Here is a 20,886-nt window from a genome sequence, read left to right as displayed (position 1 = left end):
TGAATACAGGTTTTTAATAAACAAATGGGTTGCCATTTTATCTATTATAATGCTAAATAAAACATAAGCTTAAAAAATAACCAATTGTTATATTGAGTAAAATCAATTTTAAACATTATCAATATAATACATTTAATGGACAGTATCATGACTGTCATTAAATATTAAAAAAAGGCCTATCACCCAATGAAGACCTTTTTTATACTTATCTATTATCTATAATAACAACAATGGCTATGTGATTTTTACCTGTCATCTCCAATGCTCACTAAGGAGTTAAGGGGTGGCATATAAATCTGCATCCAAACCTTCACCACCTTGTTTGCCATCTGCTCCTAAAGAAAACAAATCGTATGGTCGCCCTTCTGTCCCTGGAGAGACATACTGTAATTCATTCTCCCAACCATCTTTTGGATAGCCACCCTTAATATAACCACCTTCAGGATAATTTTTTGCATCTGCTGGTGGGGTAACCAAAGCATCTAAACCTTGAGCTGTGGTGGGATAACGCGAATTATCGACTCGATAAGCATCTAGTGAATTGGAAACAGTTGCTAAAATAGTTTCTGTGGTTTTGACCCGAGCTTTGTCACTTTGTCCCACCACTCGGGGCACGACCAATCCTGCTAAAATCGCAAGGATAACAATAACTACCATAATCTCAATTAAGGTAAACCCTTTTTGAGTCAAAGAGGTATGTGAGCGTAAGGACATCATATCCATAGTCTTGTTATTTTTATTCATCATATATCATCTATTTATCAGGTAAAAAGGAAAGTACAAATTAACATTAATGATGGTGCTTCTACAAAATAGTAACCGTTTTATATTCATTACCTTAGGATTTGTTGAACTTTTACCTCGTTAGACTAATATCTTCAAGGGATACAGCTACTTTCTACTTTGATGTAAAAATTGGCTAACTTTGCATAAGAAAGCATTAATAAACTTATTAATATCTCACTGTTATTAACAACAGCTAGCTGCGTTCATTGCCTTGACTAAGTCACTGGACTAAGTCACTGTTTGTTAAAATCAGTATCTCAATTTTTCCTATGAAGATAAATATTCAATAAACCCTAATAATTAATCATGTTAATTAATTATGTTAATGAAGTTGGCGACAAAATCTTATCATAGTTTTTAAGATAGAGGGAGTGAAGATATGGGTAACAAGAATGAAACAACAAAAGCCAACGATGATGAAAAGTGAGTGTAACTAAGTTTGCCAGACTGATGCTTACGTTTGCCAATTATGCTGCCAAATCATTCATGTTAACAATCGGTAACATCACTGCCATAACGATTATCATCACCACCACCCCCATAAGTACCAACATCAATGGCTCAAGCAAGGCCAATAAGGTACTGATAAAGTTGGTCGCTTCTGCCTCTTGCATGTCAGCAGCTCGGCTAAGCATGTTATCTAACTCGCCTGAATTTTCACCACTTTTAATCATTTGTACCATCATCGGTGGGAAATAAGTAGATTGCTCAAGTTGACTAGATAGACTAGCACCTTCAGTAACTTTATCGGCGGCTTTCATTACCGTTTGTTTGATATGCACATTGGTGGTCACCGCTGCGCCAATTTGTAATGCTTCAATTAATGGCACACCACTACGTACCAAAATAGATAAGGTGCTGGCAAAACGAGCGGCATTTAAGCTTTTGGATAATCGTGCCAAAATAGGCAAACGCAACACCAGCGCATCAATGCGACTTGTACCGATGTCTGTTTTGGCAAAGCGATACAGCAAAAAGCTAACTGTAAATATAATTAGAAGCAATAGCCACCACCACTGGGTAATGATATTCGATAGACCCAAAACAACTTGCGTAATCCACGGTAATGCTTGGTCTGATTGCTCAAATACTTTTACAATTTTGGGTACAACAAAACTCATCAAACCAATGACTACTGCCACTGCCATGACCATCAATACAATGGGATAAATCATTGCCCCTTGTATTTTCTTTTGTAAAGCAAAACGATTTTCGGTGTAATCAGCTAACTGATTTAAAATTAAATCTAGATGTCCTGATTTTTCACCTGCTGCAATAGTAGCTATATAAAGTGTCGGAAAATTGGTGGCTTTTTTGAGCGCATTGGCAAAGCTATAGCCTTCTAATACTAAGGAGCGTACCGACTGCATAGTCGATTTGACATGGGGTTTTTGCGATTGCTTGGCAACTGATGCTAAGGCTTCTTCAAGAGGAATGGAGGCTGCTAACAATACTGATAATTGGCGCGTTAATAACGCTAAATCATAAGCAGAAATACCTTTTTGTCCAAAATGTCCTTTGTGTTTGCTTGCTGATTTATCTTGTACTATCTGTACTTCAACGGGCAACAAAGATTTATCACGCAATTGTTGGCGAATCTGGCGTGCAGAATCTCCCTGTAATACCCCTTTTTGCATGCTGCCAGAGGGGTCTAACGCTTTATAATTATAGGCAGGCATTTACTTTTTCCACATATAATACAATCAGTTGGGTGAAAGAGTGCTTATAAATTCATCATTAATTTTAGTTATTTTTCTCATTTAGTCCAATGCATCTGGCATCAACCCATGCTGCAATAATGCATCTAAACTACGCTGCTGCTGCTGTTTATCAAATTCGTTAACCTCAGCAATGAGCATCTTTTCGATGCGCTTATCTGTACGATAATCACTAAGACGTGCGCATAATACCGCTAACTGATAAGTACGTTTTTTGCAGCGGTCATCTAAAGTTTGTAATAGCCGCACCATCTTAGCGGTATCCAAACTGGCATACTCATAATGGGCAACCTGACCTTTGGGTAAAGTAGTCACCATATAAGGAATCGATAAGTGTGCCAAATAATAACAGCAAAATAAGTAACCCACCACATGACCAATAAAATAAGCACGATCGTAAGTATAACTCATCACCCCAAAATGCCCTAACACATAGCTATTGATACTTTCTTGGTCGGCAATGACCTGAGAGCTGCGTTGCCGACCTACCGTCGGTAAGCGCAAATGATTATAGCCGCCAGCACTGACTTGCCAACCAACAGGACGCTGAGCTGGCATATTTTGCACAATTTGAGTAATTAAGTCATCAGCAATATGCAACTGCTGCCATAATGTTTCTATCTCACTGGTATCAATGATGCCACGCTGATCTAGTTTCACCGACATTTTATACCGTTGATACTCTATAAACTGAGATTTTAATAAAGGCACTAAATAGGTGGGACGCACACTTTCAGAAACCAAATATAAATTTTTTGTACGCTGCTGCTGTGCTTGGTATAAAGTGACTCGCTGTTCATGGACTTGTTGTAGACTCTGTTGATCAGTTGTATTGATAATTGGTAGCGCAGGAACACAATAAAGTGCAATAAGGGAAGATTTATCCATGACTAAATTATGTGCTGTGTTTTGCTCAACAGCATCAGATAATATGGGTTCAATTGTACTAGGACGATTCACCATAACCACATTTATCCTTATAGAGGCTATTGTTTATTCATACAATAACTAAAATATTGTATTTACCTTATAACCAACAAAACTAATACAAGCTTACTATAAATGCTAATGGGTGCGATTGCTATAGTCAATCAAATATAAATACCACCCCTTCGCTTCTGTTTGCTTAATATACTTACCCAAAAGTAGCACTCCATGTATTTTACTAATAAAACTTTTTACTAATAAAACTTTCTATCTATAACTACTGAGATTAAATTACTTAGATCTAGATTTATCACAATTTAATGTATTTTCTAACACTTTATCTTGTTCAATACTTTGCTGACGATAGGTGCGTGGTGATACCCCATACACTCGCTTAAATGCTTGACTAAAAGTTGAATCTGAAGCATAACCAACAAGCTCACTAATACGGCTAATACTATTTTGTTGCAAGCGTAAATACCGTGCTGCCAAACGCATACGATAATCAATCAGATAAGTTAATGGCGGCTCACCAACAATTTGTTTAAATCGCTCAGCAAAACTAGAGCGTGACATGCCAACCTCTTCTGCTAGCTGTCCAATCGTCCAGTTTTTTTCAGGGGACTTGTGCATCACTGCCAATGCTTTGGCAAGATAAGGGTCTTTTAGTGAGCGCAACCAGCTATCCGTAGCTTCAGGTAGACTTTCAATATATGCACGCACACACTCAATCATAATAATACTTGCCAGCCTATTAATCATCGCCGCTTTACCTAAGCGATCTCCCCGAGATTCAATTGACAAAAAATCCATACCAATATCCAAAACTTTATCACCATAGCGTGAATGTACCTCATGCTCTGGCAATATCGATGGCAGCGCAGAAAGTAGTGGACGAGTCACTTCTTTGTCATAAAAACACTCAATCAATGCAAAAACAGTACTGCCATTTTTTTTACTCTCACCAAGCAATACTGGTTTACCATCACTTTGATTGAGTAGGATTTCAATGGGTGTTGCCTGCTTACTGCTATAATTAGACGCATAGATGGTATGATTAGATGCATTGGGTATCATAATGATATTGCCGGCTTGGGCATTTCTTATTACACCATCAATATCAATACATAAGCTACCCTGTAACACCAAATAAAACACTATGGTATCTTGCCGTGTTATAGAATATGACCAATCTCCATCGCATTGTAGACAATAATATTTTGTCTCATACAAATGTACATTTTTTAATAGCATGCTTAATGCGTCCATTATTACCTTCCTCTATCACGTGTGCATACTTATTAATAAAACCCATCACATTATTTAAGAGTGATTACCCAATACTCTGTGAGAGAATTATTGCTAAGGAGTATAAAGTGTCGCTCTTAATATACTTTAGAGTGTATTAAGACATTGAAAAATAACCAACCATTGCTGCGAACACAAGTTAAACCTGACGTTATGGACTAACCATAAAAAGATAAAGACGATGGACACGAAATTAAGCTAATATATCGTATAATGCTAAATAATTTTTGTATTTGTTATCACAACTAACAATGTCAAGACACTGTCAATAATAATGTATATCAATCTATTTAGACGCCAAAAAAATCTATCGATACTAAAAAATAAAGAAAAAGAATGGCTACTAAAATTTGGGCTTAGCTATTTACAATAGATAGTTTATAAGCATTATTTTATATATCTTACGATATTATATTATTGCTATACCCAAAGTGATTAAAAATTTATATCCACTAAATTTATTATCCAAATCATATAACCTCAAGTGATGCACTAGATTTTAAAGACAAACATCCACATTTATTCAATCTTTCGATTCAACAATTTGTTTATTTGAATTGGAGTAAATACTACAGAAAAATAATGAGATAAAATAATTGAAGATAAAGATTTAAAATTGAAGTAATAACAATTAATATAAATTGAAAAATTATAGAGGAATAATTAATTTAATAAAGAGGAGAGGAGAAATAAAAATTGGGGCGACTGATGGGACTTGAACCCACGACAACCGAGATCACAACCCGGGGCTCTACCAACTGAGCTACAGCCGCCATAGACAAAAGTCATTATTGACTTTTAGTAGATATAAAACTTAATATTGCAGGCTTGATATGGCGCGCCTGGCAGGATTCGAACCTGCGACCACCTGCTTAGAAGGCAGATGCTCTATCCAACTGAGCTACAGGCGCTCATGACTTACAATGCTTATCATTAAGTAACTGTTATACAAATTACTAGAAAAAGCATAAAAAAAAGCCTGTAAGGCTCTTAAATAAAATGGTCGGAGTGATAGGATTCGAACCTACGACCCTCTGGTCCCAAACCAGATGCGCTACCAAACTGCGCCACACTCCGATGATATTTTATACTACTATAAAATAGTAAATTTTAATAGTAATACTGATAACAAAAATTCAAAACTCATACTGAGTAATTTGTTTTGCTTCATCGCTATCGAGGTGCATATATTAATGACTTTCTTAAACTCTGTCAACACCTTTTTTTATTTTTTTGCAATTAATATGGCTTTACTTACCACTCAACATGACAGTGTGGCAGCATCTATTAATAAACGAGCACTAGTGGTACAAAAAGGTACTATAGTCATACTATGCATGTCAGCATGACGATTATCAGATGAGGTTAAGGTCACTGGCTGATAAAAGTGGTTATGAGCAGGATATATTAACCATGCATGTCGTGCCTGTAGGTGGCTTTGATAAACTTGCAATTGATATAAGTCACTAGAAGCAATTGCAGAAATTCGCGGCAAATACTTGTATTTTATATCCATCACATGACTAATGTAACTACATGTAGCTCTGTTCGTTTGCTTGTCTTGATGCTGTAATAAACAAATATCTGGCTGAATACGTCGATTCAATAATTGTGATATTGGTGCTGTCTGTGGATCTTTGATGCTCAGCCAATCATAGCTTGGCTGTATACATAGCTCTGGTTTGCTATCCTTGTCTACAAATACTGACGCTACATGTATTTGCTCTGCAAGACATACACTGACCCACTGCTCAAACGCATGTTGCATATTGAGCATAAATGCCTGACAAGGTAAAACTGTTTCTTTGAATGAGGGTTGTGGTTGCACCGCGATTGGTTGTAAAAACCACCATGCCCATTCAATCGCCTCAAGCAACTGGTGTTGCTGATAGCGGCTACATTGGCTTAACCAGTGCTGCTTATTGCGTAACAGACTATCATAAGTAGCCTGCCACTGAGTTTGTGGCAATATGTCTATCCGATGACTTATCATCTGAATGTGCTGATGATAAGCACCACTATTTGGCTGACGCATTCCACCCATTCGGCTGTATATTTGCTGCTTATCAGTGATGGATAAACCAAGCATCTGTTGCGCTTGCTGCTCTGCCGTCAGTAAAAACTGCCAAAGCAAGGTGTGCGTTTGCCAATGATCTTTTTGCGTGACAAAGTAATGCGGACGATGCAAGTTTTGTTTGAGTTGCTGCTTAAAGTTAATTTTACCACGTGCTTGTGGGCTATTTTGTGTCTGCTGCTGATAATGATGCGGCAAAAACTGAGCAACTGCATCAATATGTTCAAGCAAACGCTGATATAACTGTAAATACCATGGTTGCTGCACATCAAGCCATGGTTTATTTTGAGGGTGTCCCACTTGAGCAGAGGCGACTAATGGCTGTAATGCCACTTTACCAGCAATCTGACTTAACATCTGTGCCACCCAGCGGCGTGTCTCATTGATGGCAATTTTCTCTATCGTTACATCATTTGGCGGTGATGCTTCTATGGCATGATAAGGGGTGATTTTAGGTAGAATCTCTAAACGCTGACCACTGGGCAGCCATATCGTTGCTAAGTAATGGCGGGCAACTAACTGTGGTTCACCTGCAAAAAAACGAATATCGAAGCAAGGTAACTGCTGCTTTAATAAATAATCAAAATCTGTCGTATCTACAAAGCTATCACGTCCAAGCCGCTGATGCTCAAAACAAGTAAACGTCTGTAACTGACTGCTTGATTTTATAATACCTTGTATCATAACAAATTGTATCATAACAAAGCCTGTTTGTATAAATTTGCCCTACTCCATTTATAAATACTTATAAATTTGCTGATAAGGTGCTGCACTCAGATAAACACAGACATTATCTTGATGATTAGGCTGTGTGTTGGTGAGTGATAAATCAGGCGATTGGGCTGCGATGAGGAGAGCGGGTGCTATTTGAATATGAGTACTATTTTGTGATAACACAGAGTGTACTAATGGATAATCAACACTATCAATATGGGTTAGGACATCATGACCATACAAAATACTTTGCATCACTCCAGCGACCTGATCCATTCTTACAAAAGCCTCAATTGTGGTTATAAGCTGTGGTAGGATTTGCCTTGCCATGACTTTTGCCAAATCACGCATCGTTGTCACATCACATAAAAAGGCGTGTCCCAATACTGCTTCTGTCCCTAATTGCTGCATAATACGAGTATTTAATGTCTGTAATAGTTGTGCTAAGTCTACTTCATTTTGAGATTTATCTTGCAGCACAGGCAGTATAGAGGCATCAGGCAACATCTCGATAAATTCAAAACGACGACGAAATGCCATGTCTAGCGCGACCAAGGAGCGATCTTGGGTGTTCATGGTGGCATAAATATCGACATTACTTGGCACACTAAACATCTGTCCTGAGTAAGCCAATCGTACCGTCAACGCATTGCGCTGCCCTGCCCGCTTATCAGACTCTATCACACTCATCAACTCTCCAAATACTTGCGCAACATTGGCTCGATTCAACTCATCAATCAACATGGCATAGCGATGGTTGGGATCTGCTTTTGCCCGTTGACACAGCTCTAAAAATGCCCCTGCAACAATACGATAGCGCATTTGTCCACTGTTTTCATCAAGCTGTGGGCGAATACCTTCAACAAACTCATCATAGCCATAAGCTTGATGAAAACTCACCAGAGTACTTCTCGATAGGGTATGCGACTTAAGTAGATAATTGGTAGCTTGTGTATCTGGTTTGCTAATATTGCCATGAGGGTTACTGAGGTCATTGTTATGATGCTTAACCCCTAACATCTGTGCTAAGGTGGTCAGCTCAGACAAAGACTGAGTAAGACTGGGCTTCACTGCATCTAACAAATACCATGACTTATCTGAGCTTTGGACAAAATAAGACGCACTTGCTTTTGTACTCACAGCATCATCTGCTACATACTGCGGTTTATTTTTTTGGAGATTGGATATTTTTTGCTTATCTTGGTTATTATTCACAGTATGGTGCTGTAATATCGCACTTGCTGTTTGTAGCAAATTATCACTGCGTCCATTGGCAGCAGCTTTTGCTTGAAACAACGCATGTTGCACAATTTCTGCTACTCGCATTGATCTATTTTCAAGCAATAATACCGCACACACCACCTCACGCCAGCCAATATCTGCCAATAACTGCTGTGCAACATTATGGGTTGGTAGTGTCACTGTTTCATCATATAATCTTTGGATATGCAGTAAATGATGCGTTTTACCTGTTCCTGCTACTCCAGTCAAAATTAAGTTGGTGGGTTTACTGGGTAATTGCGACACAATAAAGGATGACATAACTAATAACCACAATAAAAATATAATAAATCATCATAAGATTGATGATAGTGATATCATGCAATACAAATCACCTAAAAAATCATTAAAAGCTGACCTGATAGTAAAGTATAGAGTGAACAGTTATACTCTATCATGCGGTAGACTTATGATAGCATGTATCTTATGAATCATAAGGAAGATGAACATGAGCTTTTTATTTGATAAATTAACCAACAATCACCAAGATGATACCCCCATGAGTACAGATGAATCTAATGGCTCTGCCACACCCAGTAGCAGCTTACGACCTATCAATAACCAATTTAGCAAACTGCTTACCCTAACCAAATATTTGCCTGCCAATGTACGGGCAAAAATTCTTAGTACAGCGTTTGGCAAAATTGTCCCTTTTGTAGGGACAGCAGGGGTCTACTACGAAATCGTATCACCAAACAAGGTTGTGGTGAGCTTAGAAAATGATAAAAAAGTACAAAATCATATCGGCTCTATACATGCAGTGGCGGTAACCTTATTGGCTGAAACGGCGACTGGTTTTATTTTAGGGTTAAACTTACCTTCTGACCGTGTACTACTGGTGAAATCTTATAATGTAAATTTTTATCGCCCACTAAAAAAAGGACAAGTTGCTGCTGTTGCGACCCTAAGTGATGAACAACGTCTACATATTCTAAATACAACCAAAGGTGAGATGGTGATCCCTTGCTATATCGAAGATCGCAATGCACAGCAACAAGGACAGCAACGTGAGCCCATCACAGTTGAAATGACTTGGGCATGGATACCCAAAGATGAACTTAAAAAACGCCAATCAGGACAACAAAAATTAACACAGGAGGCAACAGATCAAACCTCCACTGAACATAAGACAACGGATATCACCAATCTTGAGGCTGAAGCTGAAACAGAAGTAGCGACACACTCAGAGACGACAGAAGCAACAGTAGAGACCTCAAAAACAAAGAATCCTATTGATAACCCTGTTAAGGATAAGCCAAATAACGACTAACTGGCTACGGTAGAGTCCTCATTTACTGTATTTTGATTGCTGCACCACCATACTAACAGCACTTCACTGTACTTAAATCTGCTTGTATCCGTTTAGATTTCTTTGATACAACCCGCCTTATTTTCCTTAAATAACAGCACTGATTGAAAAAGCCCCTTTTTGGATTAAGAACAAAAAGGGGCTTTGGGAATTATTAATTATTACTAGCTAGCCACGCATGGCATCGCCCCAAATAGGAACAACGGTCTGCATTAATGGTTTGAGTAATTTAACATTACACGCAAAGATTGATCCTGTTTGCATGGCATTATTAGCCCCCTTATGATCCACCACAATACCACGAGCTTCATTAACCAGTAGCTCACCAGCAGCGATGTCCCAAGGCTTTAAAGCCATCTCAAAATAGCCATCAAATCGACCTGCTGCTACATAAGCCAAGTCTAATGCTGCCGAACCCAAACGACGTACCTGTCCACCCGCTTCACAGATGTGCTGTAAACTCTCAAAATGGGCTTTGGCATACGATACCACTTCATTACCTACCTTACGCTCTAATGGGTGTCCTGTAGAAAATAAACCACCACTGATGGTTTTGCGATCACTCACATTCAAACGACGCTGATTGAGTCTAGCACCTTTACCTCGACTGGCGGTAAATGTCTCATCACGTACTGGATCATAAATGACACCATGTTCGGTGACTCCTTTATATTGCACCGCAATCGAAACACAAAAGTGTGGCACACCATGAACAAAGTTATGTGTGCCATCTAACGGATCAATTACCCAGCACCAGTCTGCATCTTCTCCCTGTCCCTCTTGCATGCCAAACTCTTCACCCAAAAAGGAGTGATTGGGATAGTTGAATTTTAGTGTCTCTATTGTTAACTCTTCACTAAAACGATCAATACGGGTAACCAAGCCATCTAAACCCTTCGACTCAATATCAAGCTCGATTTTATGACGGTTTTGATGCGCTTTAAGAATTTCTGCACCAACTTTTTGTGCAGCACGGGCTGCAATCACGACCATAGGTTCCATAAATTATCCACTACTCTATTAAAAATATATTATGTGTCTACACTAAAACAAAATTAAAAAGAAATCAGCAACAATGAGCACTAAAAGAAAAATCAGTCTGTTCTCAAACCTAACTGTCCCAATTAATCTAAAACAAATGCTTGCTTACTCTTTCTTTAGCCAACTATTTAAAGTCGCTAACACGCCCACTTTATCTAACTGGCAATCCGCAAGCTGCTGCTCATGGCTACCATGCGCAATAAAGCGATCAGGAATTCCAATATTGATAAGCTGAGGCATTGTACTATCATAACTGGCTCTGTTGTGATTAATGATATATTCATTTACTGCACTGCCCGCTCCCCCCATAACTGCATGCTCTTCTAGCGTTGCAATATGCGTCACACCTTGCTCTAGTAATGTCTCTATCAATACCTGATCCAATGGTTTTACCCAGCGCATATTTACCACAGTTACTTGTACTGGCTGCTGTTGTACCAATTCAGCAGCGACATCCTTTGCCGTTGCCACCATCGAACCAAATGCCAGTAAGGCAACTTGAATATCCACATCAGAACCATCATGATTGCCATATATCGCTTCTATCTGTCCACGCCCAATCGGCAATATTTGTGTTGGCTTTTCAATAACTGCACCTGTACCCACACCACGAGGATAACGTACGGCAGCAGGGGCACAATGCTGATAACAAGTAGTTAATAATTGATAACACTCATTTTCATCTTTTGGGGTGGCAATCACCATATTGGGTACACAGCGCATATAAGCAAGATCAAACACACCGGCATGGGTTGCGCCATCTTCACCAACCAACCCTGCTCTATCTATGGCAAAGGTCACATCTAAGTTTTGCAGGGCAATATCATGAATCAGTTGATCATAGCCACGCTGCAAAAAGGTAGAGTATATTGCCACAATTGGCTTTACCCCTTGCGTTGCCATGCCACCTGCTAATGTCACTGCGTGCTGTTCAGCAATGGCAACATCAAAAAACTGCTGTGGATACTGACGCGCAAACTCCGTCATACCCGAACCTTCTTCCATGGCAGGCGTGATTGCCATAAGCTTGGAGTCTGTTTGGGCTGTATCACAAAGAAATTCACCAAATACTTGGGAGTATTTTTTTTGAGGTACAGACTTAGGCTGTTGCTTTATATCAGATAGTGATGTGTCTGCTGCCACATTAGGCTGTTTACCAATGGCATGATAGCCGACGGGATCTTGCTCAGCAGGAGCAAAACCTTTGCCTTTGGTAGTATAAATATGCACAAGTACAGGACCTGATAACTGCTTTGCACGCTCAATGACACGCAAAAGCTCAGACAAATTATGGCCATCAAAAGGGCCAAAGTAATGAAAGCCTATGGCACGAAACAGATTATCCGCTACTTGTGCAATTTTTCGGCTTTGATCATGTCTTAGACGACGATCATCAAAGTTCATGTCAGGACGTAAACGCAATTTAGGTTTGCCAGATACGGTGATGTCTACCTGATAACCTGCCTGCCATAGCATCGCCAAATGACGAGAAAACCCGCCTATCGCACATGAGATAGACATATCATTATCATTTAATATGACCAACAAGTCGGCATTTTGCTGTACTGCATCATTCATCGCTTCAAATGACATACCACCTGTCATTGCACCATCACCAACCACACAAACGACTTTATCAGCCTTGTTTTGATGACGTAGTGCCAAGCTCATACCCAGTCCTGCTGAGATGGCAGTGGAAGAATGCCCAACACCAAAAGTATCATACTCAGACTCTTGCCGCTCAGGAAATGCAGTCAAGCCATCTTTGGCACGAATGGTCAATAATTGCTCACGTCGCCCTGTTAATACTTTATGTGCATAAGCCTGATGACCCACATCCCAAACCAACTTATCTTGTGGGGTATCAAATAAATAATGCAATGCAACGGTTAACTCAATCACCCCCAGATTAGCACCAAAATGTCCACCACTAACGCCTGCACAATATAATAGATACTCACGTAGCTCATCAACTAATGCCACAAGGTTATCAGTAGACAATGCTGACAGATCTTTTGGAGAACTAATGGCATCAAGCAAAGGAGTTTGCGGACGCTGACTGGGGATTTGATCAAATACTTTTTGCAAACTTAAAGAATGAATATCCGCTGTCGATGATGCACCAGTTTCCTGAGCTGATGGCAAAGCAGCAGCTTTATCTTGTTGAGAATCACTACTCTTGAGTGATGACTGTGAAGCGTGTTGCGATTGCTGCATAAAGCGTTATGTACCTAACCAAACTAAAAGAAACCAGACCAAATCTTAATTAAAACTCTACTTGTATTATCTAACTATGAATAATTTATTAACAATAATAACAATGTAGTGATAACATAAAAAATATTGTCATGACAACCAAGTTTATCATCATAACCAATCTATATGACTGTTTGCTATATCACTATTATGACTCGCATGACAAAAAATATGATGGAAAATTCAAGGAATCATAATGAATCAATAACACTCAAACCCCATTTTGATATTTATTTAACCATAACCATACATAGTAATTGCTATATACAATCATATAAAAATAGACTTTAACCAATCATAAGACTGCCTAGAGCATCATTAATTCAAAATAGTGTGGCATAATAGCATCTTTTTTTATCACTCGCCTTATTGGTTTCTATCTATTGTCATTTACAGAAGTAAAATTATTTTGACTGTGTATGCCAATTAAGAACTTGCTGATTATAACAGGCAGTATTATGAATCAATATATTGCATGATTTATTAATAGGCATTTTTTATCACGCTAGCAAATAATGGTTGATTTTTATCACCTTACCTTTTGTATCAAAACAATCACAAAGCAATGACAATAGAGCGATTTTTACAGTAGCCAACACCCAATAAAATGGTACTTAATGGTAATTAGCAAATGACAAATACAATGGTAATGAGTAAATTTATCATACAGCCAACCATATTGATAATGTTCATTCCCTCTATATATACATAATATACATAATTTTAGACCACAAAATAATTTAGGAGCAAAAGTTGTCCTATCAGTTTATTACCCGAGCTGACCTTCCCACTCAATATGGAGACTTTGATATTCATGTCTTTGAAAATGAGCAAGGGCAAGAGCATGTCATGTTAACCGTAGGGCTGCCGCTTGTAGAACATCAAGACATAAAAAATAACCCAGAACTGCCACCCATTCCACTGGTACGTATTCACTCCGAATGTCTAACAGGTGATGCCTTTGCATCGCTTAAATGTGACTGTGGTCCGCAGCTACAAACTACCATGCAACGTATCCAAGAATATGGCTGTGGGGCATTGTTATATCTACGCCAAGAAGGTCGGGGTATTGGACTTACCAATAAAATACGTGCCTATGCCTTGCAAGACCAAGGACATGATACCCTAGAAGCAAATTTACTACTGGGACTGCCTGCTGACGCACGTGTTTATGATATGTGTCGTCCGATGCTGGCACATGTCGGTGTCAATAAAGTACGCTTATTAACCAACAACCCAGCTAAAGTCGATTATTTGACCAACTTGGGTATCGAAGTGGTCGATAGAGTACCGTTAGTCGTTGGTGTCAATGCTCTAAATAGCGCGTATCTGAGCACCAAACGTGACAAGATGGGTCATATTATTGACTCTGATTTGACAGTTGATTTCAAGCCATAAGTGATTATCAACATTTCCCTTACCCCCTAAAAGACATACACAAAAAAGAGGTTATTTATGACCCTAAATAATGACTCAACCAACGTGACCACTTCTCAGCCAACCCAGACAGACATCACTCAGGTACGAGAGTTTCTGCTTGATTTGCAGCAGCGTATTTGTACGGCTTTTGAGCAACAAGAAGCAGCAGAAGGTGGCACGGCAACTTTTATTGCTGATGACTGGACACGAGAAGAAGGCGGTGGTGGTCGCTCTTGTGTGCTGGCAGGTGGAGACGTCATCGAAAAAGCAGGAGTCATGTTTAGCCACATCCAAGTCAACAGCCTGCCCGCCTCTGCCACTGCGCGTCACCCAGATATTGCTGGGCGACAAGCACAAGCCCTTGGGGTATCACTGGTGGTACACCCAAAAAATCCTCATGTACCCACCAGCCATGCCAATGTGCGCCTATTTGTGGCAGAAAAAGAAGGCGAAGCACCGATTTGGTGGTTTGGTGGTGGCTTTGATTTAACTCCATTTTATCCTGTCTTTGCAGACTGTCAGCATTGGCATCAAGTCTGTCATAAGCTCTGTGCACCTTTTGGTGACAATGTCTATGCAGACTTTAAACAGTGGTGTGATGAATACTTTTATTTACACCATCGTCAGGAACATCGAGGCATCGGTGGTTTATTCTATGATGATGTCAATACCCAAAGCAGAGGCTGGGACTTTGACACCTGTTTTAAGTTAATGCAAGCCGTTGGTAATGGCTATCTAGATGGTATTATCCCAATCTTTGAAAACAATCGCAGCAAACCTTATACCGAGCAGCAACGTGAGTTCCAGCTTTATCGTCGTGGACGCTATGTTGAGTATAATCTCGTCTATGACCGTGGTACTTTGTTTGGCTTACAAAGCAATGGGCGTATTGAGTCTATTTTAGTTAGTTTACCGCCACTCACCAGTTGGCACTATCGTTATGAGCCCAAAGTGGGTACAGATGAACACAAACTGACTGAATTTTATTTAAAACCACAAGACTGGCTAAACCTTTCTACAACAGACTAGCAGACTAGATACCCTCTTAAAAAGACAGTATCACAAAAAGTATATTAAAGCAGATTGTGATGCTTATCTTATCCTCTTCTCTCCTCCCTTGTTCCTCGCTGTGGCAAGGGGAGTTAGGCAAACTATAGAAATCAAACCATCGCTATCTAGCCATACCGCCTTCATTGAGATAGCTTTCCTTGAGACAAACTTCATGAAGTTGTCATCAAACCCCTTCATAATTTATAATGACATTCTTGAAATTAAAACAAGCAATATCATATAGTTATGATAGAGTATAGATAAAACAATCCAACTGCTTAGTTTGTTTATAGCATCAAATGAGTACTTTATATATACGCACTCTTTAACCACAATATTCATGTAACAAGTCATAAACTCAATATTGAGATTGCTGTCATACATTTAACTTGTTGATGCAGTATAAGATGCTGTTTATCAGTAAAATATTATCCATACTGACCGATATAACCTCTAGCTAAAAATAAGAAGCAAATTTTGTAGTTTGATTCATTTTTAGTTTGGTTAATTTTTAATTTAAATAGAAAGCAATACATTAACAAGGCAGCCGCCGCTACCTAAGGAGAATTTATGAATATCAAATCAGCCCTATTTGCCAGCATTATTTTACCAATAGGATTACTGATAACCGCTTGTAGTAGCACCAGTGACAATACTGGTGTTAAAGAACGTCAAGATATGATGGCAAACTGGGGAGATGCCATGAAAGTGATGGGTGGTATGATGAAAAACCCTGATACATTTGATGCGGCAAAATTTCAAGAAGAAGCAGCATTTTTAGCCACTGATGCTGTTAAACCTTGGACACACTTTGCTGATGAAAATAGCAAAGGGGGTGCAACAGATGCAGTTTGGACTGATGCAGCAGGTTTTAAAGCCGAAGCAGATAAATTCCAACAAGCCACCGCTGAGCTAAATACTGCTGCTCAAAATGCCACCAGTACGGCTGATGTACAAGCTGCTTTTGAAAATGTTAGCGCAAGTTGTAAATCTTGCCATACCACCTATAAACAACCAAACTAATCAACACCTACTGTTGGTCAATTAAAAAATATCATCATACTTATCAATAAAAACACCCTAATTTAGCACTCATCTTCTCTTACAATCTTACAAATAATTGAGAAAATAGAGGCTAATTAGGGTGTTTCTTTTAGGGACTGTTGAACATTCATCTTTATAGGAAAAATTGAGATACTGATTTTAATAAACAGTGACTTTTAATAAACAGTAACTTAATCAAGGCAATGAACGCAGGTAGCTCTTGTTAATAACAGCAGGATATTAACCAGTTCATTAACGCTTCATCATGCAAATTTAGCCAATTTTTACCTGAAAGTAAAAAATAGCGATATCCCTTATGAATATTAACCTAACGGGGTGAAAGTTCAACAGACCCTATAACTACTTCGCTTTACGTTTCTGTAAATCAGTAACGATGACTCATGATGTATTTATTCTGTTACTTGGTTTGTTGTTTGCTTTGTTACTTGTTTTAAGGATTGTTTTGCTGCTTGCTGATTTATCTTATCGACCAAAGCATCCACAGAAGCATCACCCATATCCAAAGTGCGAATAGGAAATGGAATATTAATATCCGCCTCATCAAGGGCATCTTTGATCATCACAATCACTTCATGGATAGAGGCTACCTTATTTGCCTGTACCCCTTCATCAATAAACCAACGCACAGTCAAATCAATGCTTGAATCACCAAAACCAGTTGCTATCACCGAAGGTTCAGCCTTACGTGAGACCGTTTCTGCTTTATCTAATGCCGCTAAAATAGCGGCTTTCGCCTGCCGAATATCATCATCATAACCAATACCAACATCCACCTGTAAACGTCGCTGGTGATAGGCAGTATTGACGGTCAATGCAGACGTATATAAGTCTGAATTAGGAATCACCACCTGACGCCCATCATAGGTTTTAATTGTAGTTGCACGTACTTTAATATCTTCTACTGTGCCCTCAAAGTCACCTGAGATGATCTGATCGCCAATACGAAAAGGCTCAGATAACAACAATAAAATCCCAGATAAAAGATTTTGAAAAATATCTTTAAACGCAAAACCAATGGCAACCGAACCAATCCCTAAAGCGCCAATTAACTTTGCAGGGGTAAACCCTGGAATGGCAATTACCATAGCAACCATAAAGCCAACAAAAAGAATCAATGCCCCACCGACCCGTTGAAATACCTTAACCAGATTGTGATAGGACTGATTTTTACTCAGTATTTTAATGATGGCTTTCTTAAATAGATAGGACGCTGCCCAAAATATTAAAAATACAGAAAATGCCACAATAAAATAAGGCACTCGCTCAACAAAATCGGTAAACATACCTTGAGCGGCAGAAGCAATGGTTTGATATTCATTGACTTTATCTGCTACATTCCTCGTTACATTTTGGGTGGCATTGGTCACATTTGAAGCAACATTTTGAGTCGGCATAATATGAAGCATTCCTTATCTATATTATGAGGCTGTTTGAGAATAGGGGAAATTAATAAATATAACTATAAATAATTTATAGCACCTGTTCAAGATAGATGCCATAAATTCACAGCAATCAGCCCATTTTTTCGGCTTGTACAATTTCAATCCAGTATCCATCGACATCTTTAATAAAGGCAATGTCCTTCATTTTGCCTTCATCAGGACGTTTTTTAAAGGTAACACCATTGGCATCAAACCACTCTACCGCTGCTTGCAAATCGGGCACATTAAAGCAAATATGACCAAATCCTTGTGGCTCATCATTGCCATCGTGATAGCTAAAGCCTTCCTTATCCTCACTGCCATAGTTATGGGTCAGCTCTAATATTCCACGCTGACGGAACGTATAAATGGCTAAATCTTCGCTATCTGGTAGATTTTGACGCTCTTGTTCAGAAAGTTTTGCTAGAAAATACAAATCAAATGCCATCTCAGGGAATTTTTTGACACACAATAACGTCATACCTAAAACACCCGTATAAAACTGCAATGACTTGACTGGGTCTTTGACTCTTAGCATGGTGTGATTAAAGGTAAAGCCTGTTGTCTGCACAGCAATGGGCTGTACGCCTTCTATATTTAGGCTTGAGCTTGGCTGCACTATAGAATGATTGTTTTGACTGTCACTCATAAAAAAACTCCTTAGTTATAAAACATAAAACCCTAGTTATAAAATAAATAATAGTGAAATTAATCTAGATACAACAAATCATTTGGTCACTTTACATACTACATATCTATCCTAATTATCTTTATCCTTCAAAACCTTAAATAATTGGTGTTATGTTACTTTTACATCAATACCCAAATGAATAAAAGATAGGCTTTTCTTACAAAAGTAACACAATGTATTAGTTTGTAACTAATACTCTTTGCATGTAATATAAGTGTACTAATATGAAAATATATTTTTTAGAACATACAACTAATCATTCACTTGATAGTTATGATTCTATTGATAAGCCATATTCGTTACTAAATAGCTAAAAATGATATTAAATGATTTTTATTATCATATGATACTTTGATCAAAAGTGTGTTACAGTCATCCTTACTTACTGAAGATGAAAAGATAATTTTGGTCACAGTAACTCACAATATCAAATGAGGATAGAACTATGATCATAACCATTGAGCACTTTACTTGTACGCCTCTGGCAAAGCAAAACCTATTGCCAGCAGAGTTAAATTTAACCAGTGAAGAAAAAGAAGTACTGGACTTAATTGCTTTTTATGAGGATAGTAATCTTGAATACAAATCAGAGATTGAAAATATATTCGATGAATTATCTGGAAATGTTAATCTCACACGGTTAGTGGCATTGAATCTACTTAAATATCATGTGGATAAACCAACATCGCAATCTACACAGCCACTACCACTATTAGATGATTTAGAATTATTTAACATACCAAGTCATCATCCTGTAGACAGCAATACAACAAATAACTCAGCTCAAATAACCTCTTCTCCTGCCAGTTTAGAAATGGCAGCTCCAGGGTCAACGATGAACTTTGCTGATGAGTCAAATGACTTAGATACTCAAAAGTCTAAGTCTACTATTGATAATCCTATGTTGCATGTTGTCATGGGACTATTTGATAAAGACAATTAATCTCATTAATATCAACGATTTCAACGTTGTTATTCTTCAACGTTGTCATCTATAAAATATAAAAACAGGATTTGATTTATAAACCCTTAAAAGATGGACTACCACAAAACAATCAAGTGGGTAGAAATAATACCTTTCCTGTTTTTAAGTCATACTCTGCACCAACAATCAATAACCTACCTGCATCAACCATATCTTCTAGTGTACGTGAGCCATGTTTTAACTGACTCACTGACATGCGCACATTCGCACGTATAGAACGGTCAATTAAAATCTCCTCATCTACCTCTGCTCCGGTGGCAGAAGCCAATTCATGTAAGTTATACACACTGGGTCTAATACGATCAACAATGGACTGTAAGTTAGGTGAGTAATTTTGCTCAGGGCTGAGCAAAGTCTCAACACAAGCAGTCACTGCACCACAATGAGAGTGACCAAGCACCACCACCAACTGAGTACCAAATTTTTCAGCAGCAAATTCAACCGAGCCTATCTGAGAAGGCGCAACCACATTGCCCGCCACTCGAATGACAAACAAATCACCCAAACCTTGATCAAACACAATCTCAACGGGTACTCGAGCATCTGAACATCCCAGTATGATGGCAAATGGATATTGCTCGTGCACCAGCTCAGGACGTTTTTGCATCATTGGGCTGGCATTAGCGTTTGCCAGACTATTAACGTATCGCTCATTGCCTGCTTTTAATAATTCAAGTGCTTGCGCCCCTGTTTTAGGACGCTCTGTCATCCTCAAAGTATTTATATGGTCACTGCTTTTATCACTGCGAGATTTTAGCGTCGAGTTGTGTCTACTTTCCAATGTCATGCCAATTGCCTTTTTATATCTTCATTGTAGATATTGTAACAAAATATGTCATAA

Annotated in this window: 16 protein-coding genes and 3 tRNA genes; 5 read left to right on the top strand and 14 right to left on the bottom strand. The window is 38.6% G+C overall.

Annotation, left to right across the window (positions count from 1 at the left end):
• Positions 1–276 precede the first annotated feature (276 nt).
• From gspG to FHK89_RS09480, 9 genes are all read right to left on the bottom strand, one after another.
• On the bottom strand, positions 277–723 hold the full coding sequence (gene gspG / locus FHK89_RS09520; protein WP_329958706.1) for a type II secretion system major pseudopilin GspG: 447 nt from the start codon (positions 721–723) through the stop codon (positions 277–279).
• Between the two features lie 530 nt (positions 724–1,253).
• Complete coding sequence (gspF, locus tag FHK89_RS09515) at positions 1,254–2,465, bottom strand: type II secretion system inner membrane protein GspF (RefSeq protein ID WP_230659397.1); 1,212 nt, start codon at positions 2,463–2,465, stop codon at positions 1,254–1,256.
• An 81-nt stretch (positions 2,466–2,546) separates the two neighbouring features.
• Positions 2,547–3,467, bottom strand: a complete 921-nt coding sequence (locus FHK89_RS09510; RefSeq protein ID WP_230659395.1) for a hypothetical protein — start codon at positions 3,465–3,467, stop codon at positions 2,547–2,549.
• Between the two features lie 255 nt (positions 3,468–3,722).
• A complete protein-coding gene (locus tag FHK89_RS09505) occupies positions 3,723–4,700 on the bottom strand; it encodes an AraC family transcriptional regulator (RefSeq protein ID WP_230659393.1) in 978 nt (325 codons plus the stop codon).
• A gap of 736 nt (positions 4,701–5,436) precedes the next feature.
• Positions 5,437–5,512 (bottom strand) — tRNA-His (locus FHK89_RS09500).
• Between the two features lie 61 nt (positions 5,513–5,573).
• Positions 5,574–5,650 (bottom strand) — tRNA-Arg (locus FHK89_RS09495).
• A gap of 89 nt (positions 5,651–5,739) precedes the next feature.
• A tRNA-Pro gene (locus FHK89_RS09490) sits at positions 5,740–5,816 on the bottom strand.
• 184 nt (positions 5,817–6,000) lie between these two features.
• Positions 6,001–7,512, bottom strand: coding sequence for an McrC family protein (locus tag FHK89_RS09485; RefSeq protein WP_230659391.1), 1,512 nt, complete (start codon positions 7,510–7,512; stop codon positions 6,001–6,003).
• 36 nt (positions 7,513–7,548) lie between these two features.
• Complete coding sequence (locus FHK89_RS09480; protein ID WP_230659389.1) at positions 7,549–9,069, bottom strand: McrB family protein; 1,521 nt, start codon at positions 9,067–9,069, stop codon at positions 7,549–7,551.
• 187 nt (positions 9,070–9,256) lie between these two features.
• Here FHK89_RS09480 and FHK89_RS09475 point away from each other — a divergent pair, with 187 nt between their 5' ends.
• A complete protein-coding gene (locus FHK89_RS09475) occupies positions 9,257–10,078 on the top strand; it encodes a DUF4442 domain-containing protein (RefSeq protein ID WP_230659387.1) in 822 nt (273 codons plus the stop codon).
• 207 nt (positions 10,079–10,285) lie between these two features.
• On the opposite strand, the gene FHK89_RS09470 is transcribed toward FHK89_RS09475, so the two are convergent.
• Positions 10,286–11,119, bottom strand: a complete 834-nt coding sequence (locus FHK89_RS09470) for an inositol monophosphatase family protein (RefSeq protein ID WP_230659385.1) — start codon at positions 11,117–11,119, stop codon at positions 10,286–10,288.
• 144 nt (positions 11,120–11,263) lie between these two features.
• A complete protein-coding gene (dxs, locus tag FHK89_RS09465; protein WP_230659383.1) occupies positions 11,264–13,375 on the bottom strand; it encodes a 1-deoxy-D-xylulose-5-phosphate synthase in 2,112 nt (703 codons plus the stop codon).
• Between the two features lie 792 nt (positions 13,376–14,167).
• On the opposite strand from dxs, the gene ribA reads away from it, so the two are divergent.
• The 3 genes from ribA to FHK89_RS09450 all read left to right on the top strand — a co-directional run bounded on the left by ribA (position 14,168) and on the right by FHK89_RS09450 (position 16,906).
• Positions 14,168–14,812: a GTP cyclohydrolase II gene (ribA, locus tag FHK89_RS09460; protein WP_230659381.1), complete on the top strand. Its 645-nt coding sequence runs from the start codon at positions 14,168–14,170 to the stop codon at positions 14,810–14,812.
• Between the two features lie 57 nt (positions 14,813–14,869).
• Positions 14,870–15,862, top strand: coding sequence for an oxygen-dependent coproporphyrinogen oxidase (gene hemF / locus FHK89_RS09455; RefSeq protein WP_230659380.1), 993 nt, complete (start codon positions 14,870–14,872; stop codon positions 15,860–15,862).
• A gap of 591 nt (positions 15,863–16,453) precedes the next feature.
• On the top strand, positions 16,454–16,906 hold the full coding sequence (locus tag FHK89_RS09450; RefSeq protein ID WP_230659378.1) for a c-type cytochrome: 453 nt from the start codon (positions 16,454–16,456) through the stop codon (positions 16,904–16,906).
• Between the two features lie 431 nt (positions 16,907–17,337).
• Here the strand turns inward: FHK89_RS09450 and FHK89_RS09445 are convergent, their stop codons facing one another.
• Together FHK89_RS09445 and gloA are read right to left on the bottom strand one after the other, a co-directional pair.
• Positions 17,338–18,342 (bottom strand): mechanosensitive ion channel family protein, encoded by a 1,005-nt coding sequence (locus tag FHK89_RS09445; RefSeq protein WP_230659376.1) that lies wholly within the window; start codon positions 18,340–18,342, stop codon positions 17,338–17,340.
• Between the two features lie 118 nt (positions 18,343–18,460).
• Positions 18,461–19,018 carry a lactoylglutathione lyase gene (gloA, locus tag FHK89_RS09440; RefSeq protein ID WP_230659374.1) on the bottom strand — a complete coding sequence of 186 codons (558 nt, stop codon included), beginning with the start codon at positions 19,016–19,018 and terminating at the stop codon, positions 18,461–18,463.
• 487 nt (positions 19,019–19,505) lie between these two features.
• Between gloA and FHK89_RS09435 the strand changes: the two genes are divergently transcribed.
• Entirely contained in the window at positions 19,506–20,003 is a 498-nt protein-coding gene (locus FHK89_RS09435) for a hypothetical protein (RefSeq protein ID WP_230659372.1), read from the top strand.
• A 112-nt stretch (positions 20,004–20,115) separates the two neighbouring features.
• Here the strand turns inward: FHK89_RS09435 and FHK89_RS09430 are convergent, their stop codons facing one another.
• Positions 20,116–20,754, bottom strand: coding sequence for a carbonic anhydrase (locus tag FHK89_RS09430; RefSeq protein ID WP_230659520.1), 639 nt, complete (start codon positions 20,752–20,754; stop codon positions 20,116–20,118).
• Between the last annotated feature and the right edge of the window lie 132 nt (positions 20,755–20,886).

Source organism: Psychrobacter sp. I-STPA10 (assembly GCF_021012795.1).
In the GTDB taxonomy this organism is placed as follows: Bacteria; Pseudomonadota; Gammaproteobacteria; order Pseudomonadales; family Moraxellaceae; genus Psychrobacter.
The sequence above is the reverse complement of the archived record's forward strand: the minus strand, read 5'-3'. Positions and strand labels throughout refer to the sequence as shown.